Origin of the sequence: Sphingomonas sp. CCH5-D11 (assembly GCF_001557395.1) — a bacterium.
In the GTDB taxonomy this organism is placed as follows: domain Bacteria; phylum Pseudomonadota; class Alphaproteobacteria; order Sphingomonadales; family Sphingomonadaceae; genus Sphingomonas.
This window is the reverse complement of the sequence record NZ_LSKH01000224.1, coordinates 1-24378: the sequence shown is the minus strand read 5'-3', so window position 1 is coordinate 24378 and position 24378 is coordinate 1. Positions and strand designations below refer to the sequence as shown.

The 24378-nt window shown below is 66.5% G+C and carries 20 protein-coding genes; 15 read left to right on the top strand and 5 right to left on the bottom strand.

Annotation, left to right across the window (positions count from 1 at the left end; genetic code table 11):
• The first annotated feature begins 169 nt into the window (after positions 1 to 169).
• The 5 genes from AX702_RS14200 (at position 170) to AX702_RS14180 (ending at position 5535) form a co-directional block, all read left to right on the top strand.
• Positions 170 to 637 (top strand): dihydrofolate reductase, encoded by a 468-nt coding sequence (locus AX702_RS14200; RefSeq protein WP_066780634.1) that lies wholly within the window; start codon positions 170 to 172, stop codon positions 635 to 637.
• A gap of 41 nt (positions 638 to 678) precedes the next feature.
• A complete protein-coding gene (locus AX702_RS14195; protein ID WP_066780640.1) occupies positions 679 to 1608 on the top strand; it encodes a bifunctional riboflavin kinase/FAD synthetase in 930 nt (309 codons plus the stop codon).
• Between the two features lie 75 nt (positions 1609 to 1683).
• A complete protein-coding gene (gene ileS, locus AX702_RS14190) occupies positions 1684 to 4611 on the top strand; it encodes an isoleucine--tRNA ligase (RefSeq protein WP_066780632.1) in 2928 nt (975 codons plus the stop codon).
• Complete coding sequence (gene lspA / locus AX702_RS14185) at positions 4608 to 5135, top strand: signal peptidase II (RefSeq protein ID WP_066780630.1); 528 nt, start codon at positions 4608 to 4610, stop codon at positions 5133 to 5135. The genes ileS and lspA overlap by 4 nt, the downstream gene beginning before the upstream one ends.
• Positions 5128 to 5535, top strand: coding sequence for a DUF3035 domain-containing protein (locus AX702_RS14180; protein ID WP_066780628.1), 408 nt, complete (start codon positions 5128 to 5130; stop codon positions 5533 to 5535). The genes lspA and AX702_RS14180 overlap by 8 nt, the downstream gene beginning before the upstream one ends.
• Before the next feature lie 157 nt (positions 5536 to 5692).
• On the opposite strand, the gene AX702_RS14175 is transcribed toward AX702_RS14180, so the two are convergent.
• From AX702_RS14175 to AX702_RS14165, 3 genes are read right to left on the bottom strand one after another with little or no spacing between them, the layout of a single operon-like run.
• On the bottom strand, positions 5693 to 6859 hold the full coding sequence (locus AX702_RS14175) for a mechanosensitive ion channel family protein (RefSeq protein WP_443026302.1): 1167 nt from the start codon (positions 6857 to 6859) through the stop codon (positions 5693 to 5695).
• A gap of 5 nt (positions 6860 to 6864) precedes the next feature.
• Positions 6865 to 8058 carry a cystathionine beta-lyase gene (metC, locus tag AX702_RS14170; protein ID WP_066780620.1) on the bottom strand — a complete coding sequence of 398 codons (1194 nt, stop codon included), beginning with the start codon at positions 8056 to 8058 and terminating at the stop codon, positions 6865 to 6867.
• A complete protein-coding gene (locus tag AX702_RS14165; RefSeq protein ID WP_066780618.1) occupies positions 8055 to 8891 on the bottom strand; it encodes a sulfurtransferase in 837 nt (278 codons plus the stop codon). Before AX702_RS14165 ends, metC begins: the two co-directional genes overlap by 4 nt.
• 96 nt (positions 8892 to 8987) lie before the next feature.
• Here AX702_RS14165 and queF point away from each other — a divergent pair, with 96 nt between their 5' ends.
• The 3 genes from queF to AX702_RS14150 all read left to right on the top strand — a co-directional run bounded on the left by queF (position 8988) and on the right by AX702_RS14150 (position 13157).
• On the top strand, positions 8988 to 9431 hold the full coding sequence (gene queF, locus AX702_RS14160; protein ID WP_066780639.1) for a preQ(1) synthase: 444 nt from the start codon (positions 8988 to 8990) through the stop codon (positions 9429 to 9431).
• A 121-nt stretch (positions 9432 to 9552) separates the two neighbouring features.
• On the top strand, positions 9553 to 11820 hold the full coding sequence (locus tag AX702_RS14155) for a glycosyltransferase family 4 protein (RefSeq protein ID WP_066780617.1): 2268 nt from the start codon (positions 9553 to 9555) through the stop codon (positions 11818 to 11820).
• A 53-nt stretch (positions 11821 to 11873) separates the two neighbouring features.
• Positions 11874 to 13157: a glycoside hydrolase family 130 protein gene (locus AX702_RS14150; RefSeq protein WP_066780615.1), complete on the top strand. Its 1284-nt coding sequence runs from the start codon at positions 11874 to 11876 to the stop codon at positions 13155 to 13157.
• Here AX702_RS14150 and AX702_RS14145 read toward each other — a convergent pair.
• Entirely contained in the window at positions 13135 to 15096 is a 1962-nt protein-coding gene (locus AX702_RS14145) for an OPT family oligopeptide transporter (protein ID WP_066780638.1), read from the bottom strand. The two genes, AX702_RS14150 and AX702_RS14145, sit on opposite strands and share 23 nt — an antisense overlap.
• 231 nt (positions 15097 to 15327) lie before the next feature.
• On the opposite strand from AX702_RS14145, the gene AX702_RS14140 reads away from it, so the two are divergent.
• The 4 genes from AX702_RS14140 (at position 15328) to AX702_RS14125 (ending at position 18161) form a co-directional block, all read left to right on the top strand.
• Positions 15328 to 15633, top strand: a complete 306-nt coding sequence (locus AX702_RS14140; RefSeq protein ID WP_066780613.1) for a PspC domain-containing protein — start codon at positions 15328 to 15330, stop codon at positions 15631 to 15633.
• A 239-nt stretch (positions 15634 to 15872) separates the two neighbouring features.
• Entirely contained in the window at positions 15873 to 17159 is a 1287-nt protein-coding gene (locus AX702_RS14135) for a homoserine dehydrogenase (protein ID WP_066780608.1), read from the top strand.
• An 83-nt stretch (positions 17160 to 17242) separates the two neighbouring features.
• Positions 17243 to 17599: a GntR family transcriptional regulator gene (locus tag AX702_RS14130; RefSeq protein ID WP_066780606.1), complete on the top strand. Its 357-nt coding sequence runs from the start codon at positions 17243 to 17245 to the stop codon at positions 17597 to 17599.
• 118 nt (positions 17600 to 17717) lie between these two features.
• Positions 17718 to 18161, top strand: coding sequence for a hypothetical protein (locus tag AX702_RS14125; protein ID WP_066780605.1), 444 nt, complete (start codon positions 17718 to 17720; stop codon positions 18159 to 18161).
• Here the strand turns inward: AX702_RS14125 and AX702_RS14120 are convergent.
• Entirely contained in the window at positions 18151 to 19191 is a 1041-nt protein-coding gene (locus AX702_RS14120; RefSeq protein ID WP_066780636.1) for a sugar phosphate nucleotidyltransferase, read from the bottom strand. The two genes, AX702_RS14125 and AX702_RS14120, sit on opposite strands and share 11 nt — an antisense overlap.
• Before the next feature lie 245 nt (positions 19192 to 19436).
• On the opposite strand from AX702_RS14120, the gene AX702_RS14115 reads away from it, so the two are divergent.
• Genes AX702_RS14115 through prsR form a run of 3 tightly spaced genes read left to right on the top strand, consistent with a single transcriptional unit; the run spans position 19437 to position 24231 of the window.
• On the top strand, positions 19437 to 20825 hold the full coding sequence (locus tag AX702_RS14115) for a TIGR03013 family XrtA/PEP-CTERM system glycosyltransferase (protein ID WP_066780604.1): 1389 nt from the start codon (positions 19437 to 19439) through the stop codon (positions 20823 to 20825).
• On the top strand, positions 20822 to 22888 hold the full coding sequence (prsK, locus tag AX702_RS14110) for an XrtA/PEP-CTERM system histidine kinase PrsK (protein ID WP_066780602.1): 2067 nt from the start codon (positions 20822 to 20824) through the stop codon (positions 22886 to 22888). The genes AX702_RS14115 and prsK overlap by 4 nt, the downstream gene beginning before the upstream one ends.
• Positions 22885 to 24231 carry a PEP-CTERM-box response regulator transcription factor gene (gene prsR, locus AX702_RS14105; RefSeq protein WP_066780598.1) on the top strand — a complete coding sequence of 449 codons (1347 nt, stop codon included), beginning with the start codon at positions 22885 to 22887 and terminating at the stop codon, positions 24229 to 24231. Before prsK ends, prsR begins: the two co-directional genes overlap by 4 nt.
• The last annotated feature ends 147 nt before the right edge of the window (positions 24232 to 24378 follow it).

The window sequence follows — 24378 nt, the reverse complement described above, 5'->3', positions numbered from 1 at the left end:
CCCGCCGTTCAGCCTCCATGACTACAAGCGTAGTCGTCGGAAGGGAGGCTGGCATGCGGGATTATCTGATCACCATCGCAACCGCCACGCTCGCAGCGATGCTGCTTCAGTTCGGCAGTCCGCCTGCTTGTGCGGTCGCGCTTGGATCGGCCGAGCGCACGCACGGCCAGTGACCGTTTCGCTGCATCTTGCCCGCGCCAGCAATGGCGTGATCGGCCGCGACGGCGGCTTGCCCTGGCACCTTCCGGCCGATCTCAAGCGCTTCAAGGCGCAGACGATCGGCCGGCCCATGATCATGGGGCGCAAGACATTCGAGAGCTTCCCCGCGCCGTTGCCGGGGCGACGCCATATCGTTCTCACCCGTGATCGCGACTGGTCTGCCGACGGCGCAGAGGTGACGCACGATCCCGAAGCAGCGCTGGCGCTCGCGGGCGATGATGCCGCGGTGATCGGCGGCGCGGATATCTTCGCGCTGTTCCTTGATCGCGCCGATCGCGTTGAATTGACTGAGGTCCATGCAGCACCGGAGGGCGACACCATTGTTCCCCCTTTCACCGGCTGGCGCGAGGTCGCGCGTGAGGAACATGCTGCCGATGCCGGTCGTCCGGCCTATAGTTTCGTGACACTGGTGCGCTGACGCGCGCGCCGCTATGCGCCGCTGCCATGGAGCGGCATGGGATCATCCGGCTGAACAGGGGCGAGGCGCTGCCGCAGGCATTGCGCGGCGGGATCGTTGCCCTGGGCAATTTCGATGGCTTTCACCTCGGGCACCAGGCGGTGGTCGGGCGCGCGGTCGAGCGGGCGCGAGCTGAGGGGCGCCCGGCTTTGGTCGCGACCTTCGATCCGCACCCGATGCGCTTCTTCAAGCCCGACAGCCCATGGTTCCGCCTGACCACGCTGGAGCAGCGGGCGGAGCTGATGCGCGCGGCGGGCGTGGACGCTCTGCTTGTCTTCCCCTTCGACGCGGCGCTCGCCGCTTTGTCCGCGCAAGAGTTCGTCACCGAGCAGCTGGTGGCGCAGATCGGGGCCGCCGGGGTCGTCACTGGCGCCGATTTTACCTTTGGGAAGGCGCGCTCGGGCGATGTTGCGATGCTGGCCAGCCTTGGCGAGGCGCACGGCTTTTCGACCGATACTGTTCGCGCGGTCACGCTGGAGGGCGATACCGTCTCGTCCACGCGCATTCGCGCTGCCCTGCGCGAGGGTCGCCCGCGCGATGCTTCCCGGCTGCTGACCCGGCCCTTCACCATCCGCGGCGAGGTGCGGCATGGTGATAAGCTTGGACGGGAGATCGGTTATCCGACCGCTAACGTGGACCTCGGCAATTACCTGCGCCCCGCCTACGGCATCTATGCGGTGCGCGTGATGCTGGAGGACGGACAGGTCTTTGGCGGTGCCGCGAACCTTGGCATCCGGCCGAGCTTCGATCCTCCCAAGGAATTGCTCGAACCTTATCTGTTCGATTTCTCCGGTGACCTATACGACCAGGTGATCGACGTTGCACTGGTGGAGTTCCTGCGTCCGGAGGCCAAGTTCGACACGCTCGAAGCGTTGACCGAACAGATGGCCGCCGATTGCGACCGCGCACGACAGATCCTCGCCGGCGATTGATCCGCCGCGGCTGCAGATCGCGACGCCACAGTGGTTTGTTTTGCCCGGCGACCCGCGCTAAGGGCGCGAGCTTCTATGGCCGACGAAACCACCTCCGCACGCGAGCCCGATCAGAAGGATTGGCGCGACACCGTCTTCCTGCCGAAGACCGACTTTCCGATGAAGGCGGGCCTGCCGCAGAAGGAACCCGCGATTCTGGAGCGGTGGCAGCGACTGGGCCTTTACCAGCGTTTGCGTGAGCAGCGAGCGGACCGCGAGAAGTTCATCCTTCACGATGGCCCGCCCTATGCCAATGGCGACATGCATATCGGCCACGCGCTGAACCATATCCTGAAGGACATGGTGGTGCGCACCCAGACGCTGCTGGGCAAGAACGCGCCGTACGTGCCCGGCTGGGATTGCCACGGCCTGCCAATCGAGTGGAAGGTCGAGGAAGAATATCGCAAGAAGAAGCTGAACAAGGACGAGGTGCCGCCGGCGGAGTTCCGCGCCGAATGCCGCGCCTATGCCCAGAAGTGGGTCGACACGCAGCGCGAACAGCTGAAGCGGCTGGGCGTCAACGGCGATTGGGACAAGCCCTATCTGACCATGGACTTCGCTGCAGAGGCGACGATCGTTTCCGAGCTGATGAAGTTCGCCGAGACGGGGCAGCTTTATCGCGGCGCCAAGCCGGTGATGTGGTCTCCGGTCGAGAAGACCGCGCTGGCTGAGGCCGAGGTGGAATATGAGGACGTCGTGTCGACGCAGATCGACGTCGCGTTCGAGATCACCGAGGCGCCGAACGCGCCGGAGCTGGTCGGTGCGCATGCGGTGATCTGGACCACGACGCCGTGGACGATTCCGGTGAACCAGGCGCTGGCCTACGGCCCTGAGGTCGAATACGTCCTCGCGCGGTTCGACGACATGGTGGCAGGGCCGCGCACGCTGCTGGTGGCGCGTGATCTGATCGAAAGCTTCGGCGCGCGCATCGGCCATCCCGTGGTCATGAAGGTGGGCGACGCGGCCGGCACGGTTACCGCGCTCGCGATGCTCACGGGCGACAAGCTCGCCGGCGCCGTCGCGCGCCACCCGATGCATGCGCTGGGCGGCTTCTTCGCCAAGCCGCGCCCGTTCCTGCCGGGCGATTTCGTCACCACCGATGCCGGCACCGGCCTCGTCCACATGGCGCCTGACCACGGCGAGGACGATTTCGACCTCTGCAAGGCGCACGGCATCGATCCGGTCTTCGCCGTCGATGCGGGCGGCATGTACCGCCCGGACTGGGCATGGCTCGGCGGGCAGGGCAGCGTCATCAACAAGAAGTTCGTGGCGTCGGATGGGCCGATCTGCACCAACCTGCGCGAAGCGGGCGCGCTGGTCGCCGCCAGCGACGATTTCAAGCACAGCTATCCGCATTCCTGGCGCTCCAAGGCGAAGGTGATCTTCCGCTGCACGCCCCAGTGGTTCATCGCGGTCGACAAGCCGATTGCGGGCGATGCGGCTGGGACACGTGCTTCGACTTCGTTCGGCACGAACGGGGAAGAAAGCACCGTTCCCCCTGAGCTTGTCGAAGGGCGTGTCGCCGGCGACACCCTCCGCAATCGCGCCGTGGCGGCGATCGCCGCGACGCGCTTCGTGCCGGAGAAGGGCCGCAATCGCATCGGCGCGATGGTCGAAGGGCGGCCCGACTGGGTGATCAGCCGTCAGCGCGCCTGGGGCGTGCCGATCGCGCTGTTCGTCCATCGCGCGACGGGCGAGCTGCTGGTCGATCCCGCAGTGAACGCACGCATCGTCGAAGCCTTTCGCGCGAAGGGCGTCGATGCCTGGACTGACGAGGCGGCGGCCGGCTTCCTTGGCGAGGGACGCGATCCGGCGGATTATGAGCGGGTCACCGACATTCTCGACGTGTGGTTCGATTCGGGCTGCACCCATGCCTTCGTGCTTGAAAGCGGGCGCTGGCCGGAACTGTCCTGGCCGGCGGACCTCTACCTTGAGGGCTCGGACCAGCATCGCGGCTGGTTCCAGTCGTCGCTGCTGGAAAGCTGCGGCACGCGCGGCCGGGCGCCTTATGATACGGTGCTGACGCACGGCTTCACGATGGACGCCAAGGGCATGAAGATGTCCAAGTCGCTCGGCAACACGATCAACCCGCTTGATCTGATGCGCGATTACGGCGCGGACATCCTGCGGCTGTGGGCGCTGTCGGTCGACTTCACCGAGGATCACCGCATCGGCAAGGAGATCCTGGCCGGCGTCGCGGACCAGTATCGCAAGCTCAGGAACACCTTCCGCTACCTGCTCGGCGCGCTCGACGGATTCGATGAGGCGGAGAAGCTGCCGGTCGCCGAGTGGCCGGAGCTGGAGCGCTACATGCTCCATCTTGTCCAAGCGCTGGACCAGCAGCTTCGCCGCGCGATCGCAGACTTCGACTTCAACGGCTACGTCCGCCTGCTGAGCGATTTCGCCAACGAGGACCTGTCGGCCTTCTTCTTCGATATCCGCAAGGACTCGCTCTATTGCGACGCGTCGGATGACGTGAAGCGGCGGGCGTATCGCACCATGCTGGACGTGCTGTTCCACGCCATGGTGCGCTGGGCGGCGCCGGTGCTGGTCTTCACGGCGGAGGAAGTGTGGCAATCCCGCTTCCCGAGCGAGAACAGCTCCGTGCATTTCCTCGACTGGCCCGAACTGCCGGCGGAGGCGGGCGAGGACGTCAGCGCCCGCTGGCTGGAAGTCCGCCGCCTCCGCGAGCGGGTGACCGAGGCGATCGAGCCGCTGCGCCGCGAAAAGGTTGTGCGCTCCAGCCTGGAGGCGGACGTGACCGTCACCGATACGCCGCTGCCGGTGGATCAACTGGCCGAGGCGTTCATCGTGGCGAAGGTATCGCCGGGCGATGAGGTGACCGTGACGCGAACCGATTATCACAAATGCGGCCGCTGCTGGCGCCTGCTGCCCGAAGTGGCCGAAGACAATGCGCTGTGCGGCCGCTGCTCCGATGTGGTGGGCGAAGAGGTGGCCGCGTGAAGCGCGCCGCTCCCGCGGCCGGCCTCGTCGTCGCGGCGTTGGTGTTCCTGGTCGATCAATTGACGAAATGGCTCGTCACCGGGCCGCTCGGCATCAACTTCCTGGGCGCATCGCGAGAGGTCGTGTCCTTCTTCGACCTGCGCTTCGTGCAGAACATGGGCGTCAGCCTGGGCCTGCTGCGCGCGGAAAGCGAAACGGCACGCTGGGCGTTGGTGGCGATGACGGGCCTGATCGCCGCGGCCGTGACCTTCTGGATGTGGCGTGAGGAAAAGGGCGCAGACAGGCTGGCGCTCGGCCTCGTGCTGGGCGGAGCCATCGGCAACATCGTTGACCGCGTGCGCTTCGGCTATGTCGTGGATTTTGCCGATCTTCACTTCGGTGAATGGCGGCCGTTCCTCGTCTTCAACGTCGCGGATGCGGCGATCACCATCGGCGTGCTCATTCTGCTGGTGCGCGCGCTGCTCATCCGCGATAAACCGGCGGCAAAGCCGGACAAGATGGCTTCGGAGAATGTAAATGCGTAAGTCGATGGTCATGGGCGCAGGTCTTGCGGTGCTGCTCGCCGGGTGCGCGAGCAACGGGCTCGACCGCGATCGTCCAGACGAGTTTGCGGTGGCGCGTCAGCCGTCGCTGATCATCCCGCCCGATTTCGCGCTGGTGCCGCCGACGCCGGGTGCGGCGCGCGTGCAATCCGCCAGCGCGGCGCAGGCTCAGACGCTGGAGGCGCTGTTCGGCAGCGCGCAGCGCAGCGCCGGTGAGGCCGCCGCGCTTCAGGCGGCGGGCGAACAGTCCGCTGATGACGGCATCCGCTCCTCCGCGGGCGATCCCCAGACCAACGTGATCGACAAGGGCCAGACCACGCGCGACATCATCGCCGCGCCGGAAGGCGACGGGCAGGAAGCTCGCGCCAACGCGCCCAAGTAAGGCTATACGCCGGCTCGGCCTGGTCGGGCCGGCGTGCTCCGTCCATGGCGAGTTTCGGTTGTCATCCGGACCTTAGCGAACGTGGACGATCAACTGCCGGCGCCACGATCGTCTGAAGCCTTTCCGTCGTCAGCGGACGGCTTGAGTTTCGAAGCCATTAAATCGTAGGTTCATCCGGCGCTCTGTCGCGCTCGATCGGCATCGGCTCGCCTGGCCAGCTGCGCACATAGATGTCGCGCTGGGCGAAGGGGAGGGCAACGCCCGCTTCCTTGAACTTCCACCACAATCGGTTGAGCACGTCTGACCGGACGTTGCCGACACCGCTCTCCGGGTCACTGATCCAGGCCAGGATCTCGTGCTCGACCCCGTCATTGCCGAACCCCGTCAGCCACACGTTAGGCTTGGGGCTGGCAAGCACACGTGGCGACTCGGCAGCGGCGGCGAACATCAGTTCCTGCGCGACTTTCAGGTCGCAATTGTACGCGACGCTCACCGGGATGCGCACGCGCACGTTGCGATTGGTGAAGGACCAGTTCTCCACCTCCTGAGTCATCAGGTTTTCATTCGGTATGAGATGTTCTTTGCCGTCGCGCGTCACCACGCTGACGGCACGCACGCCGATCTTGTTGACCCAGCCAAAGCTGTCGCCGACGACGATCACATCGCCCGGTTTGATCGAACGGTCCATTAGCAGGATGATGCCCGCGATCAGGTTGCCGACGGTTTTCTGCAGGCCGAAGCCGACCGCCAGGCCCATGGCGCCGGAGAAGACGGCAAAGGCAGTCAGGTCGATGCCCAACAGGTCGATCGAGAACAGAAACGCCGCCACCACAATGGCGATGGTGGCCAGCTTCTGACCCAGCAGCTTCTGCGTCGCGTCCAGCGTGGTCGTCCGCGCAATGGCGTGGCTGACGATCCGGTTCGCCAGGCGAACGATGGCGATGATGATGACGATGACGAGCAGCGCGCTGGTGATCGCCAGCAGCGACAGCCGGCGTCGGCCGACATCCACGCCCACGCCGTCCAGCGTGGCCGTGATTGCATCCAGCCCGCCCCAAGCGGACCAGGGATAGGCCGACATGACGATCGACGTTGCCAAGGCGGCAACGCCGTGTCGCAGGATGGCGGGCATCCGCTCCCACAGACCCTCGCCGTGATGCGCGACATGGGTCTTCCAGAACTGACTCGCCCGCGCGCCGAACGAGCGCTGCGCGAAGACGCCCAGCGCCAGCGCCAGCACGATCAGCGCCCCCGCGATCGCCACCTCCAGCGCGTCCATCCGCGATGGCAGTGCCAGGCCGTTCGCGTCGAGCCACGCTTCCATCGGCGTCATCCCCGTGCCGCGCTGAACCGGTCGAGGCCGGCCGCCAGATCGGCGATCAGGTCGTCCGGATCCTCCAGCCCGATCTGCAATCGCACCAGCGGCCCGGCAAAGTCGGGTCGGGTTGCGCTGCGATGGCGTTCGGGGTCGACGGGGATCGCCAGGCTTTCGAAGCCACCCCAGGAGTAACCGATGCCGAAATGGTGAAGCCCGTCGATCAGCGCCGCGCGCGCCGCCTCATCGCCGCCCTTCAGCACGAAGGAGAAAAGCCCGCTGCCGCCGATGAAGTCTCGCGCGAAAAGCTCACGGCCAGGGCAGGATGGCAAAGCCGGGTGAAGAACGCGGTCCACCTCCGGCCGGGTCTCCAGCCAGCGCGCAATCTTGAGCGCGCTTGCCTCATGCTGTGCTAGCCGCACCGCCATGGTGCGCAGGCCCCGCGAGCCGAGCCAGGCGTCGTCGGGACTTGCCACCTGTCCCAGTTGGAAGCTGACCTCGCGCAGCTTGCGCCAGTGCGAAGGCGCGGCGGTGACGCTGCCCAGCATTACGTCAGAATGGCCCACGACATATTTGGTGCAGGCGAGGATCGCGAGGTCGACCCCCTTCTCGATCGCGCGAAAGCGCAGCGGCGTGGCCCAGGTGTTGTCGAGCAGCGTGGTTACGCCCCGTGCCTTGGCCGCCGCCACGATCGCGGGCACGTCCTGCACCTCGAAGGTGAGGCTGCCCGGACTTTCCATGAAGACGGCGCGGGTCTGCTCGCCGATCAGGTCCGCGATGCCCGCCCCGATCAGCGGATCGTAGAAGCGCGAACTGATGCCAAAGCGCTTCAGCAGCCCCGTCGCCATGGCGCGGGTCGGATCATAGGCGGCGTCCGGCACCAGCAATTCGTCACCGGGGGAGAGCACGCTCAGCAGCGCCGCCGCGATCGCCGCCACGCCGGAGGGGTAGAGGAAGGTCGCCTCCGCACCCGGCTCAAGCTCGGTCAGCGCCTCTGCCAGGCTCCATTGCGTAGGGCTGCCGCGCCGGCCGTAGAACAGGCGGTGGTGGGTGTCGCGCGCACCATTGGCGCGCAGCTCGGCGACCGAGTCATAAAGGTGGGTGGAGGCGCGCCACAGCGGCGGGTTGACGATCCCCTGCGTCCATTCCGCGCGTCGCCCGGCGGCAACGACACGGGTAGCATCGGCGATCGGCCGGTCCTTGCTCATGCCCCGGTCTCCTTCGACGTGGCGGGATCGGCACCCCATTCCGCCCAGCTTCCGTCATAGACCGGCACCTCGCGCCCCAGCAGATGCGCGGCAAAGGCGATCACCGCGGCGGTCACGCCTGAGCCGCAGGTCGCCACCATCGGCCGCTCGAGGTCGATACCGGCGTCGTCGAACAAGGCGCGCAGCGCGTCCACGTCCTTCCATGTGCCATCTTCGCGGAAGAAGCGGGCGTAATGAAGGTTGGTCGAACCGGGTATATGCCCGGGGGTCACCCCCGCGCGCGGCTCCGCTTCGGCCCCGGCAAAGCGGCTTGGGGAGCGTGCGTCGACGATCTGCTCGGCGCCGCTGGCCTGCACGGCCTTCATGTGCATCAGATCGCGGATGGCGCGGCCACGATCGCGCGGCGTGATGTGCCGCGGCCGCGGCGCTTCCTCGCCGATCGCCAGCGCACCACCGGCCCTGCGCCACGCATCCAGCCCGCCGTCGAGAATGGCGACATCGGTGATGCCGAAGCTGCGCAACATGGCCCAGCCGCGCGCCGCGGTGTGATGCGGAGACTGGTCGTACAGCACGATCCGCGTGCCATCGCCGAGCCCCAGCCCGCCCATCCGGCTGGCGAACTTCTCCGGTCCGGGCAGCATCATCGGCAGGCTCGTTTCCGTGTCGGCCATCTCCGCCAGGTCGAGGAAGACCGCGCCGGGGATGTGCCCGGCGAGATATTCCGCCGCGGCGTCCCGTCCATCACCGGGCAGAAACCAGGTGCAATCGGCAAGGCGAAGATCACGCGCGCCGATCTCGGCGGCAAGCCATTGGGCGGAGACAAGTGGGTCCATGCGCTTCTCTTAGCCTCCAATTCCCGCTTGTCGAAACACGCGCGGACCGACGCCGGCGAACTGGTATCGCGGCGAGCCTGCCCCTATCTGCTCCGCATGACACTCCATCTCGGCAAGAACAGCCCGCTTCCCGCCAGCCCGGAAGAGGCGGTGCTCGATTACGTTCCCAATCCGCGCCTCGGCCGCAATTATCTGGTCCGCTTCGTGTCGCCGGAATTCACGTCACTGTGCCCCGTTACCGGCCAGCCCGACTTCGCGCATCTCGTGATCGATTACGTTCCCGGCGACACCATTGTTGAATCCAAATCGCTGAAGCTGTTTCTCGGCAGCTTTCGCAATCACGCCGCCTTTCATGAGGATTGCACGGTCGGCATCGGCGAGCGGCTGGTCGAGGAAATGAAGCCGCTGTGGCTGCGAATCGGCGGCTATTGGTATCCGCGCGGCGGCATCCCGATCGACGTCTTTTGGCAGACCGGCGCGCCGCCTGCGGACCTGTGGGTGCCCGATCAGGGGGTTCCGTCCTACCGCGGGCGCGGCTGAACGCTTTCCGGGACAATTCAGCGCTGCATTGCAGCACATTGCGCAACCAACCCGCGTCAGGCGGGTTGTAACGCTGAACGCCATGTTAACGGGCGCTCTTCCGTAGCAAAGGCATATGAGGATGAACCAAGCGGTCGAGAACAACAGCGTCACGCACATCGCCCTCATCGGCAATTTTCTGCCGCGAAAATGTGGGCTTGCGACCTTCACGACCGATACGTTCAACGCCCTGAAAAGCCGCTATCCGGATCTGTCCGTCGATGTGTACGCGATGGACGATCATCCCGGTCGCTATGATTATCCCTCGTGCGTCACTGGCACGATCCCGCAGGATGATCGGGCAGCCTATATCGCAACTGCGAGAGCGATCGAGACGTCCGGCGCACAGGCGATCTGGCTCCAGCACGAATATGGCATCTTCGGTGGCGCGGCCGGGGAGCATATCCTGGCGCTGCTCGATCGTACCAATCTGCCGCTGATCGTCACGCTGCACACCGTTCTGGAAAAGCCGAGCGCGCAGGAGCGGGCGGTGATGGAAGGGCTGCTGCGGCGTGCGGCAAAGGTCATCGTCATGGCCGAACGCGGTCGGGACATCCTGACGCGGGTGCATGGCGCCAATCCGCGCTCGATCGTCACCATTCCGCATGGCGTGCCCGATCGCCCCTTCGCCGATCCCGCCACGGTGAAACCGCGCTTCGGCTGGTCGGGGCGCAAGGTGATCCTCACCTTCGGCCTGCTCGCGCCGGGCAAGGGCATCGAGACGGTGATCGAGGCAATGCCCAGCGTCGTGGAGCAGAACCCGGATGCGATGTATATCGTGCTGGGCGCCACCCATCCCAATCTCGTCGCCCATGAAGGCGAGAAATATCGCGATGGCCTGAAGGCGCTGACCCGCGAACTCGGCGTGGAAAACAACGTCGCTTTCGTTGATGCCTTTGTCGAGCAGGACGAGCTGATCGACTATCTCCAGGCGGCAGACATCTATGTCACGCCGTATCTGAACCCGGCACAGATCACGAGCGGCACGCTCTCCTATGCCGTGGGCGTGGGCAAGGCCGTGATCTCCACGCCTTATGTCCATGCCACGGAGATCCTGGCCGACGGACATGGCGTGCTGGTCGACTTCCGGGATGCGGCGGCTTTCGCGCGTGAGATCAACAGCCTTTTGGGCAGCGAGCGCAACCGCTCACGCCTGTCCGCACGCGCCTATGAGCGCGGCCGGACGATGACTTGGTCACGTGTGGCGGAGCGAGCAATGAACGAGATTACGTCGATCGTTGACGGGCGCCCTCAGCGCATCCCCTCTTCCGGGCCGATCAAGCCTCACGCGCCTGATCTTTCCGCCGTGGAGCGGATGAGCGATTCGACCGGGATGCTGCAGCATTCGATCTATTCCGTTCCCGATCGTCGCCACGGTTATTGCATCGATGACAATGCACGCGCGCTGATCCTGATGAGCGGGATGGACGATCTCGACGACGCTGCACGGGACAAATGGACCACCATCTACGCGTCCTTTGTGCAGTTCGCATGGAACCCGGAACAGCGCCGCTTCCGCAACTTCATGAACTTTGATCGGACGTGGTGCGAGGACGAGGGGTCGGAGGATTCCAACGGCCGCGCCTTGTGGGCGCTTGGCGTCACCGCGCGAGACGCGCGCAGCCGCAAGCATCGCGACTGGGCGACGATGATGTTCGACATGACGGCAAGCCTCGCCTTCGAGCTTGGCAGTCCGCGCGCGCAATCCTTCGCCATGCTGGGTGCGGCCGCCATGCTGGAGGCATCACCCGGGCATCAGCTCGCGCATTCGATCCTCACGCGCTTCCCGGACGAGCATATGGCCCTGCTGGATGCCGCACGGCGCCCCAATTGGGTCTGGTTCGAGATTGTTCTCGCCTATGACAACGCCCGACTGCCCGAGGCGCTGATCCGCGCCGGGCAGGCGATCGGCCGGCAGGATGTGGTGGATACCGGCCTGGAGACGCTGGCCTGGATCATCGAACAGCAAAAGAGCCCGGAGGGTCGCTTCCGCGCTGTGGGCACCGAAAGCTTTGGGCGGCCCTATGCCGATCCGCTGCCGTTCGATCAGCAGCCGCTGGAAGCGCAGGCAACGGTTGAAGCGTGCTGCGCCGCCTTTGCGGCCACGGGCGACGAACGTTGGCGGACAGAGGCGGAGCGCGCCTATGGCTGGTATTTCGGGCAGAACGATCTCGATCTGCCGCTCGCCACGGTTCAGGACGGCGGCTGTTTCGATGGGCTGATGCCCACCGGTTTGAACCGAAATCAGGGCGCCGAGTCCATTCTGGCGCTGCAATTGTCGAACTGCGCGATTTCTAGGCTTTCAAAGGCAGCGCAAGCCGTGGCAGGAACGGGGCGCGCTGTCGCGTAAGCCCCGCTTGCCTTGGCGCGTCGACTTCCGGACGACAATACGAGGCCTTTTTCTTGGACTTGTTCAATCATCGGCTCCGGCTCCATGCCGACCCGTCGCGTGTCGTGGTGCGCCCGTTCCATATCGCCAAGTCGGCGATGAACGGTCAGGGGCAAAGCCGTTCCCAACGAATGATCGATGCCGTTCTGGCTATGACGTCGATCCAGGCGAGCGAGCAGCTGGCTGCCGTGCTCAAGGATTTCGAGGCGCGTCACTGGCAAACGCGCCGCGTGTTCCTGACCCGCTTCGCGGAAATCGCCGAGCTTCACGGGCTGGATAACCTGGCCATCGATGATGAGAAGCGGCAGCTGATCGGCGCCTATTTCTGTCACGAATATAGCTATGCGGCCGCGGCGCTGATGAACCCCAGCGCGGTGCCGCATCCCGATCAGTCCGGGATGACCGAAGGGTCGCAGCGCATCCTGATGAGCCTTCGTGCGGTGGGTGAGGGCCATATCTCTTCCGTCGCTTTCCGCGAAGGGATCATCACCAGCGACAATCAGCTGATGCTGGCGCCCGAACCGCCCTTCGCCACTGCGGCCGACGCGCACGGAATCGACGGGCAGGACATTCCGACTGGCCCCGTCACGGTGCATCGGAACCGCGATTCCACCCTGTCAGGCACGGTGATCTTCCCGATCACCGAGGCGCAGTCGAAGGGACTGGAGGACTTGCGCCTCGTCCACTTCACCCATGACGATGGCTCGCTGGAGTGGCTCGGCACCTACACGGCCTATAATGGCGCGAGCATCCAGTCCGAACTGCTGCGCACGCGCGATTTCCGCGCTTTCGATCTGGTGCCGATGACCGGGTCGGCCGCCCGCAACAAGGGCATTGCGCTGTTCCCGCGCACGGTGAACGGAGAATATCTCTCCATCGGTCGGCAGGATGGCGAGAACCTGTATCTGCTGCGGTCGGACCGGCTCGATCATTGGGACGATGGAGAGCTTATCTTGACCCCGGTGTTCCCTTGGGAGCTGGTGCAGATCGGCAATTGCGGCCCGCCGATCGAGGTCGACGAGGGCTGGCTGCTGCTCACCCATGGCGTGGGCGCGATGCGCAAATATTCGATTGGCGCGGCGCTGCTCGACAAGAACGATCCGTCCAAGGTGCTCGGCCGCACGCGTGAGCCGATCCTGGCGGCCGCCGATCAGGACCGCGAAGGCTATGTGCCCAACGTGGTCTATACCTGCGGCGCGATGCGGCAGGGGGACAAGTTGTTCATGCCTTATGGCATCGCCGACAGCTCGGTCGGCTTCGCCTTTGTGGAGATCTCTAAGCTGCTGGCGCTGATGTGACGGCGCGGCGCGTGGCGCGGTAAAGCCACGCGATCAGCGCCACGAACAACAGGGCGCCGCCGGTCAGGGCGACGGGCACGAAGCCGTCGCCCACCACCGCGAGCGGCGTGTCGCTCCCGCTGGCGGCGACGATCCCGGCAAAGGCCACGCCCCACAGGCTCTCGCCGACTACTATGCCGGTCGCGGTCAGCGTTCCCATGCGCCGCGCGGATTCGGGGTTGGCGGTGCGATCCGCCCAGCGATCATATGCCGCGCCGATCAGCGCGCCGAGCACCACCGGAAGGATCACCGCCATCGGCAGGTAGATGGCGATGCCGATCGCGAGCGGCGGCAGGCGCAGGCGCTTCGCTTTGCCCAGCGCCTCGTCCAGGGCAATGAAGATCACGCCCGCCAGCGCGCCCCAGCGCAGCATCGACCAGTTGAGATCGCCGCCCAGCACGCCCTTCGCGAGTGAGGAGATCAGCCCGGCCTGCGGCGCGGCCAGCGCGTTCGGCCCGGCACCCGGCGCGCCGGCGAAGCCGAACGCGGTGTTCAGCAGGTCAAGCACCGGCGGTACCACGATCGACCCGAAGATCACGCCGATCACCAGCGCCACCTGCTGCTTCCACGGTGTCGCGCCGACCAGCTGCCCGGTTTTCAGGTCCTGCAGATTGTCATTTGCGATGGTAGCGATGCCGAACACGATGCCGGTGACGATCAGCGCATAGGCGACGAGCGCGGCAGTCGTGTCAGCCGGCAGGTCGCGCCCGAACAGCCCCACCAGCAGCAGGGACGCGGCCAGGATGGAGAGGATCCCGATCCCCGATACCGGCGAATTGGAGGCCCCGATCAGGCCGGCCATATAGCCCGTGACGGTGGCGATCATCAGCCCGATCACCACGACGAAGACGAGCGCGCCCGACACCAGCACTGCGGCAGAGCCGGCGATCGGGCCGGCGCTCGCGACGCTCCACAACAACCAGGCGATCGGCAGCAGCAGGGCGAGTGCGGCGCCGGCTACCACGCCGATCGGCAGATCCTGCTCCTCCAGCGCCAGCGCTTCGCCGGCGTGCCGTGCCCGGCTGGCGGCCAGCGCCGAGGTGACACCGCCGACCACCGGCCGCGCGATCCGCACCAGCGTCCAGACGGCGGCGATGCCGATCACGCCGGCACCGAAGAAGCGCACGTCCTCGCGGAAGATCGCTCCCGCCCAGCTTTCCACGTCACCCGCCGCCGGCTGTGCCGCGGTCAGGATCGGCAGCAGGATGAACCAGGCGGTGACAAGGCCGACGAGCTGGGCAAGGCCGACCGACAGGCCAACCAGATGGCCGACGCCGAACAAGGCGAATGACAGGCTGCCCGCTGCCCCGGTCGCGCCGCTGCCCAGCCGGAACCAGGTGCCGACCTCCGCCGCCGCCAGCTTCATCTGGGTCAGGATCGCGAAGCCGGCCGATGCCACGCTGCCTGAAACCAGCAGGCGAAGCCCCGCCGCGCTTTCCGCCGCCCCCGCGCGTGAGCCGGAGCCGACCTCCAGCACCTCCGCCGCCGCGCGCCCCTCGGGATAGGGAAGGTCGCTCTCCACCACCAGCGCGCGCCGCAGCGGCACCGAGAACATTACGCCCAGCACGCCGCCAAGCGCCGTGATCCCGGCTGTCAGGTGAAAGGGAAAGCCCTGCCACCAGCCGATGATCACCAGCCCCGGCAGCACGAAGATGATCGCGGCCAGCGTGCCGGCAGCACTGGCGATGGTCTGGACGATATTGTTCTCAAGGATGGACGATCCGCGGAACTGGCGCAGGATCGCCATGGAGATTACCGCCGCCGGGATCGACGTCGCAAAGGTGAGCCCGACCTTCAGGCCGAGATAGACGTTCGCCGCCGTGAACAGCAGTGTGATCAATCCGCCCAGCAGCACGGCGCGCAGGGTGAGTTCGGCAACAGGCTTCGGCGGCATGGTCATCGCGACATGCTGGCACATCAAGGATGCGGCGCCAATGTGATCCTCACCCGGCGCACCGCGCTGGGTTGGTAAATATCGCCATGATCTGGCGCCCTGTCCGGCGGCTGTTGATGGCAACCAGCCGCCGAGCTTCGGCAAGTAGCTCAAAAATTAGGGAAACCATGTCTGGCACGGAAGCTGCAAGTCGCCCGGCATCAACGGCCGACGCCGTTACAGACCGGAGCAATCGCAATGACCACCGCCGCCCAGCCGCTCACCGCACCGAAGGATAACCTGCTCGGCATCTGCAACGCCTTGGGTGAAGACTTCGGCTTCAATCCCTTGTGGCTGCGTCTCGCGCTGGGCGCAGCCTTCGTCATCCAGCCGGTTGGTGTGGTCGTCACCTATCTCGCGCTCGGGCTGGTTGTCCTGGTCTCCCGGATCGCCTTCCCGAATCCACGCGCCGCGCAGCACGTCGCCAAGGAATCGCCCTCGGCCGAGCAGCCGGTCGAGGTGGCCAATGAAGCGGAGCAGCAGGTGTTCGCCCAGGCAGCCTGATCAGCCGCAAAAAAAGTTGCCCGGCCCTTCCGTGAAGAGGGGCCGGGCAGGTTGCCCGTGGAATCACGGGCTTGGGTCGCAGCTAATCATTGGCAGGAGTCGACCGCAGGGCACATCCCCCAAAAGGGGGATACGGCCAAAAATTAGATCGTGTTTGGATCTTTACCGTCCCGTGCACGTGCAAGGTCGACACGGCACCGCCAAGTGCTTACTCGCTCCTGCGCGATGAGGGGGTAAAGATGACGACAGCATTGCGCGTGGCATTGGCGGGGCTCGGGACGGTCGGCGGCGGGGTGATCCGCGTGCTGGAGGCGAACCGCGAACTGATCACGCGGCGTGCCGGTCGGCCGATCGAGATCGTTGCCGTGTCGGCGCGCGATCGTACCAAGGATCGCGGCGTCGACATCAGCGGTTTCGAATGGATCGATGATACCAGCGCACTGGCGCGCTGCGATGCCGATGTCGTGGTGGAGCTGGTCGGCGGCGCGGATGGCCCTGCGCTCGCACTGGCCCGCGCGACGCTCGCTGCGGGGAAGGGCTTCGTCACGGCCAACAAGGCCATGCTGGCGCACCACGGTCTGGAGCTTGCCGACGCGGCCGAAGCCGCCAAGGTGCCGCTGAAGTTCGAGGCGGCCGTCGCTGGCGGCATCCCGGTGATCAAGGGCCTGCGCGAAGGCGCCGCCGCCAATGACATTGGCCGCGTCTATGGGATCCTGAACGGCACCTGCAATTTCATCCTCAGCAAGATGGAGGCAGAGGGCCGAGACTTTGCCGACGTGCTCTCGGAAGCACAGGCGCTTGGCTATGCCGAGTCGGATCCCTCGTTCGACATCGATGGCGTCGATGCCGCGCACAAGCTGTCGATCCTCTCCTCCATCGCCTTTGGCACGCGACCGGCCTTCGGGGCTGTTGCGATCAGCGGCATCCGCCATGTCCTCGCGGCTGACATCGCGGAGGCCGCGGCGCTCGGTTACCGTGTTCGGCTGGTGGGCGTGGCCGAGGCAGGCGCCAACGGCCTGTTCCAGCGCGTCCATGCGCATCTCGTCCCATCGGATCACCCGCTGGCGCATGTCACCGGATCCACCAATGCGGTGGTCGCCGAGGGCAATTTCGTCGGCCGCCTGCTGTTCCAGGGTGCCGGCGCCGGGGACGGCCCGACCGCCAGCGCCGTCGTCGCCGATCTCATCGATATCGCGCGCGGCGAATATGGTCCGCCTTATGCGATGCCGGTCGCCTCGCTGGCGGAAGCGCCGGCGGCACCCACTGGCGAGCGCCGCGGCCGTGCCTATCTGCGCTTCACCGTGGCGGATCGGGTCGGTGTGCTGGCGGAAATCGCGGCGGCGATGCGCGATGCTGGCGTGTCGATCGAGAGCCTCATCCAGCGCGCGGCGCCTGTCGACGGAACGGCGCTGGTCGCCATCGTCACGCATGAGGCGCCCGAGTCGCATATCGAAGCGGCGCTGGAGCGGTTGCGCGGGTCGCAAAGCCTGGCCGGCGAGCCGCTGTGGATGCACATTCTGGACTGATCGCGCCCGTCGTACCGGGTCGGGGCAACCGATCCGGACACTTCTTGGCTGGCCTGGGCCGTTATTTGCTGTATTAAGGCAGCATGACAGCGCTGAGCAACGAAGACAGCCCGGTCTATATCAGACTTCGCGGAACGATCGCGGCGGGGATCCTGCGTGGTGACTTCCGCGCGGGCGATCAGCTGCCCTCGGTGCGTGCGCTTGCGGCCGAGCATGGGGCGAACCCGCTGACCGTCGCCAAAGCCTATCAGTCGTTCCAGGATGAAGGCTATGTGGAGGTGCGGCGCGGCGTCGGCATGTTCGTGCTGCCCGGCGCCGCGGAGCGGCTCCGCATCGCCGAACGCGACTCTTTCGTCAGCCAGCAATGGCCCCGCATTCGCGCCTATATCGACCTTCTCGGCCTCGACACCGCCACCTTGCTGGACCGGCAGTCCGCTTGACCGGCTCGCGCCGGCGCGGCGCGCGTGAAGCCTGACGAGAATTTCCCTGGCGCCGCGCGGCCATGCCCGCCTGCAAAGACGATGGTGCCGGTCCTCAAGCAGCAATAGGTTCCTCCCCATGGACCTCACCTTCGTAAAGCGCGGCGGCAAGTACGACGAACTCACCATCAGCCGCGCTGATGGCACCACGGAAACGATCGCCTGCCCGAAACAGGGCATCATCCCCCATGACATGATCCATGTCGCGGTGGAGAGCGTGCTGGCGCACCGCGGCTTTCTGACGCTCGTGGCTGAGGGGCAGGCGGTCGACTTCGACACCGGCGGCGCGCAGGAGGATCATGCGGTCGAGCGCCTGGTGGAAGTGTTTCAGGCGGAAATGTGGGGCGGGCGGGTGCCGGTGGCGGATCTGATCGCCACCTACGAGCATGCCTGCGCGGCGCGCGGCCATGACGCGGCGAGCATCTCGGCCGAGGACATCGCGGCGATCCGTACCCGGCTCGATGAGCTGACCGGGCAATGGGCCGATGTGCCGATGAATGGTGGGCTGACGGTTACCCTTTGAGCGCGCCCAGCTCCGCCTCCGGGCTTCTTGCGTCGGAGCTGCCGCTGGACTTCATCGCTTCCAAGAGCATCTTTACTTCCTGGCTGCGGCCACGGGGCAGGACCAGCACGTCGTTGCCCGATGCCACGACGATCAGGTCGCTCACGCCCACCATGGCGATGCGCACGCCATCGCTGCGCGCCAGGCAGTTGTTGGTATCAAGCGCGATCACCTCGCCGCGGATTGCGTTGCCTGCGGGGTCGCACGCGCTGATCGCGTGAAGCGCGTCCCAGCTGCCGACATCGTTCCAGCCCATCGACACCGGCACGACAGCGACCCGATCAGACTTTTCCATGACCGCATAGTCGATCGACTCGTTCGGCGCCTCGGAGAAGGCGACAGCGGACGGCCGGATGTGCGTGCCGGCACGCTCGCCATCGGCGATCGAGCGGCGGACGGCGTCCAGCATGGCGGGTTCGTGCTGCGCCAGCGCATCCAGGAACGCATCGGCGCGGAACAGGAAGATGCCGCCGTTCCACGCATGGTCGCCGCTTGCCAGCATCGCCTCGGCAGCGGCGCGGGGTGGTTTTTCAACGAAGCGATCGACGCGATACACGCCCGTCTCGATCGGTTCGCCCACCTTGATATAGCCATAGCCGGTCTCGGGAGCATCCGGCGTGATGCCGAATGTGACGAGCCAGCCCTGCTCCACCATCGGCAGCGCGGCCTGAACGGCGGCGCGAAAAGCCTCCACATCCTCGATCACATGATCGGATGGCATGACCAGCAGGGGGGCGTCCGGCTCTACGGCGCAAAGCGCGGCGAGCGCGATGGCCGGCGCCGTGTTGCGGCCGATCGGTTCCAGGATCAGCGCCTGCGGTCGGCAACCGACGGCGGCAAGCTGTTCCTCGATCATGTCGGCATGACGGGCATTTGCCACCACGATGGGCGCGTCGAACCGCTCGCCAGAGGCGCGCGCGGCGGTCAGCTGCAGCATCGTCTGTTCGGCGGTCAGCGCCAGCATCTGCTTTGGACGCTCCGGCGTCGACATGGGCCACAACCGTGTGCCCGATCCGCCGGACAGGATCACGGGGACGATCGACGTCATGCGCGCAAGCTCCTCACGGCATCATGAACGCGCCGCAGGAGTGCAGGCGCGAAGGAAAGTGGAAGATGCCCCGTGCTTGAATGCATTACGAGCATTTTCGATCCGGCGGGCTGTTCAAACTTTCTTTGCCAATTCCTGTAACAGCACTCGTGTCGGTTTCCCTTACACCATAGGGACGAGCGCGGGCGATGATCAGGGTTTTCAAACATTATGTGCCGAACGCGGTTCTCCTGCTCGGGCTGATCGATGTCGTGCTCCTGCTGGCCGCCGCCGAATGCGGGTGGCTGGTGCGCGCCGCTCAGCTCGACATGATCCCGGAGCCGATCTGGGAACGCCTGCCGCAACTCGCCGCCTTTGCCGTCCCGCTCGCCGTCGCGATGGTCGCAGTCGGCGCCTATCAGGCGGATGTTCTGGTGTCGGTCCGCCAGGCGGTGATGCGGCTGATCGTGGCGGTATGCCTTGGCGTCATCTTCCTCAGCCTGCTGTATTTCTTCATGCCCACCGTCACGTTGTGGCGGTCCAGCCTGTTCTACGCGATGCTGTTCGCCATTGCGTGGCTGGTGGCGGCGCGGCTGCTGTTTCGCCGGATGCTTGGCGGTGAGCGGTTCCGCCGCCGCATCGTGGTGCTGGGTGCAGGGCCCCGAGCTGCCCGGCTCGGCGCATTGGAGCGGGCGAACGGTGCCAGCTTCGTGGTTGCCGGCTATGTCGCGATGGGCGAGCCGATGGTGGCGGTGGCGCAGGCCGTGCCGCGCGGTGACATCCCCAATCTCGCCGCCTTCGTGGTGGAATGCGGCGCGACGGAGGTGGTACTGGCGATCGAGGAGCGTCGCAACGCGCTGCCGCTGAAGGATCTGCTGCGCGTCAAGACGACGGGCGTTCATGTGAATGAATTCTCGACGTTCCTTGAACGCGAGACGGGCCGGATTGACCTGGCCAGCGTGAATCCTTCCTGGCTGATCTTTTCCGATGGGTTCGCGTCGGGTCGCATGCTGTCCGCCATGGCGAAGCGCGCCTTTGATATCGCGGCGAGTGGCCTCTTGCTGATGGTCACGCTGCCGCTGATCATGCTTACGGCGTTGGCGATCAAGCTGGAGAGCCGCGGCCCCGCCTTTTACCGCCAGCGCCGCGTCGGCCTCTACAATGAGCCGTTCGACATTCTGAAGCTGCGCTCCATGCGCCAGGATGCGGAAGTGGGCGGCCAGGCGGTCTGGGCCCTCGAGCGCGATCCTCGCATCACGCGCATTGGCCGGTTCATCCGCAAGGTCCGGATCGACGAACTGCCGCAATGCTGGAGCGTGCTGAAGGGCGAGATGAGCTTCGTCGGCCCCCGCCCGGAACGACCGCAGTTCGTGGAGGAACTGGAACAGCAGCTGCCTTATTACGCCGAACGCCACATGGTGAAGCCCGGCATCACCGGCTGGGCGCAGATCAATTATCCCTATGGCGCCTCGATTGAGGATGCGCGGCACAAGCTGGAATATGATCTTTACTATGCGAAGAACTATTCGCCCTTCCTCGATCTGCTGATCCTGCTGCAGACGTTGCGGGTCGTGCTCTGGCCCTCGGGCGCGCGGTGAACGCCGCACCGATTACCCTGTGGACCCATGCGCTGGCGGCGCTGCTGTTCGGCACGCTGGCACTGTCGCAGCGGCGCGGCGGCGGCGGGCTGCCGCGCGCACCGTTTATGGCCGGGCTGCTCGCAACGGCGCTCTGGGCGCTGGCTGTGGCCGGGCTTGATGCGCGCGACGTGGCGTCCCGGATCGCCGAAGGCGTCCGCAATCTCGCCTGGCTGTGGCTGATGTACGCGCTGGCGCGGCAGAAACCGGTTGACGGCGCCTGGCCGGCCGTGCGTGCAATCTACGCCGCGGTGGCGATCGTCACCGTCGCATGCTGCCTGCTCGCGCTGGGCTCGGTGATCGTCAGCGATCCGATTGCGGCCGCCGCGCTGCTCGACACCCGCCTTCTGCTGCAGATGCTGGCCGCGACCGGCGCGCTGATCCTCGCCAACCGGCTGCGTCAGGGCAGCGACCCGCGCCGGCACGGCGGCGAACGCATGACGATCGTGGCGCTCGCGATGATGTGGTTCACCGATCTCCTGGTGTTCGGGGGCACGTGGCTCACCGGCGACTGGCCCGCCGGCCTCATGGACCTGCGCGGCGCGGTGATGGTGGCACTGACGCCGCTGCTCAGCCTGGCCGTGCCGCGCGGCGACGAACGCAAGATGCAGGTATCGCGCACCTTGGCGCTGCTGTCGCTCGCGCTGGTCGCGGTGGCGCTGTACGTCGCCGTCACAGTGCTGGCGACGGCGATCATCGGATCGGTCGGCGGCAGCTACGCCCGGCTGGTGCAGACCGCGCTCATCTTCGGCACCACGGCAGCCCTGCTGGCGCTCGTCTCCACGCCCTGGACCCGCGCCTGGGCGCGCGTGCTGGTGTCGAAGCACCTGTTCAGCCACCGCTATGATTATCGCGGTGAGTGGCTGCGCTTCACCGAGACGCTTGGGGCGCCCGGCAGCGCGGCCGCGCCGCTCGATGTGCGGGTGGTGAAGGCAGTCGCGGACCTGACCGACTCTCCCGGCGGGTTGTTGCTCCTGCCGGACAGCGCCGCGCTTGGCCCCGCATCGGTGTGGAACTGGCCAGAGGCGCCGTCCCCCGATCAGCCGGACCAGCGGCTCTTCGCCCATCTCGCTGCCACCGGGCGGATCATCGAGCTGGATGCGGTGCGCGCCGGTGGGGCAACGCCGGCCGATCGGGACTGCGTGTCCGCTTGGCTGCGCGACGACGACCAGGCCTGGGTGATCGTTCCGCTCATCCACCTGGGCGAGCTCGCCGGCGCCATCGTCCTTGCCCGTCCGGCGCTGAACCGCGCGCTCGATTGGGAGGATTTCGATCTGTTTGGCGTCGCCGGTCGCCAGGCCGCCAGCTATCTGGCGGAGGCGCGCGCCCATGCCGCGCTCGCCGATGCGCAGCGGTTCGACGAATTCAATCGCCGCTTCGCCTTCATCATGCACGATCTGAAGAACCTGGTCAGCCAGTTGACCCTTGTCGCGCGCAACGCCGAGCGGCACGCCGACAACCCGGCCTTCCGTGCCGACATGGTGGCGACCCTGTCCGATTCGTCGGATCGGATGAACGCTCTTCTTGCCCGCCTGTCGCAGCATCATGCCAGCCGTGCCGAAAAGGCCCGCCCCGTCCCGCTGCTCGCGCTGGCGGAGCGGATCGCGGCCGGGCGTCGGGCCCAGCATCCGGTGCGCGCGTCGGGCGAAGCGGCGGCCTGCGCGCTGGCCGATCCCGCCGCGCTGGAAACGCTCGTCTCCCACCTCGTCCAGAATGCGATCGAGGCGAGCGCATCCGGTGCGGAGGTGCAGCTGATCGTGTCCGCGGCGGACGGCGAGGCCAGCATCACGGTGGTCGATCACGGGCGCGGCATGAGCACGGCGTTCGTACGCGATCAACTCTTCCGCCCCTTCGTGTCCGGCAAACCGGGCGGCTTCGGCCTCGGCGCGTTCGAGGCGCGGCAGCTCGCCGAAGGGATGGGCGGTTCGATCAGCGTCGTCAGTCGCGAAGGCACCGGAAGCAGCTTTCGGATCGCGCTGCCGCTGGCGCCGTCGACGCTCGGGGGAATGGAATTGGCCGCATGAACGCTCCACGCAAGTTGTTGATCGTGGAGGATGATCTTGGGCTGCAGCGTCAGTTGCGCTGGGCCTATGACGGCTATGAGGTGCTGGTCGCCGCCGATCGGGCCAGTGCCGTCGATATGGTCCGCGCCGAGGAGCCGGCGGTGGTCACGCTCGATCTTGGCCTGCCGCCCGATCCTGACGGCACCAGCGAAGGCTTTGCTGCGCTGGCGGAAATCCTGTCACTGAAGCCGGAAACCAAGGTGATCGTCGCTTCGGGGCACGGCGCTCGCGAGAGCGCGCTTCAGGCGATCGCGGATGGCGCATGGGATTTCTACCAGAAGCCGATCGACATTGACGCGCTCGGCCACATCGTTGCGCGCGCCTTTCACGTCCATGATCTGGAAGCGGAAAACCGCCGCCTCGCGCTGCGCGATACTGGGCCGGCGCTCGGCGGGCTGATCACGGCGGCGCCCGAGATGATCAAGGTGATGCGCACCGTGGAGCGAGTGGCCCCGGCCGATGTGTCGGTCATGCTGCTCGGCGCTAGCGGCACCGGCAAGGAACTGCTCGCCCGCGGCCTGCACGACGCCTCCCGTCGCTCCGGTGGCGCCTTTGTCGCGATCAACTGCGCCGCCATTCCCGAGACCCTGCTGGAAAGCGAACTGTTCGGCCATGAACGCGGCGCCTTCACCGGCGCGGTGAAGACCACCGAGGGCAAGATCGAGCAGGCGGCGGGCGGCACCTTGTTCCTGGACGAGATCGGCGACGTGCCGCTCGCGTTGCAGGTGAAGCTGCTGCGCTTTCTTCAGGAGCGGGTGATCGAGCGGATCGGCGGCAGGCGGCCGATCGCGGTCGACACCCGCATTGTCTGCGCCACCCATCGCGACATCGACGCCATGGTCGCCGCCGGTGCCTTTCGCGAGGATCTATATTACCGGCTGGCCGAAATCGTGGTGCGCATTCCCTCGCTCGCCGGGCGCCCGGGCGACGCGGCCTTGCTGGCCAGGCATTTCGTCACGCGCTACGCCGCGACCATGAACCCGGCGGTATCCGGCCTTTCTTCCGACGCACGGGCGGCGATCGATGCGCATGACTGGCCGGGCAACGTCCGGGAGCTGGAAAACCGCGTGAAGCGCGCCGTCATCATGGCCGATGGGAAATCGGTGACGGCCGCCGACCTGGATCTCGCGACCGGCGAGGATGGTGCCGTCAATCTGCGCGCCGCGCGGGAGGCGGCCGACCGTCAGGCGATCCGCCATGCGCTGGCCCGCGCCGATGGCAATATCTCGCAAACGGCGCGCCTGCTCGGCGTCAGCCGCCCGACCCTGTATGATCTGCTGAAGAGCTACGGCTTGCATGATTGAGGAAGCAGGGCGCTATCCGCTGCTGCGCGGGCGGCGGCGTCGCCGTCGCACGCGGGCGGGCACGCCATCGTGGCGGCTGGCTCGCGTGGTGGCGATGCTGGTCATCACCGCGCTGGTGCTGGCCGCGATCGTGCTGGTCGCCCGCCG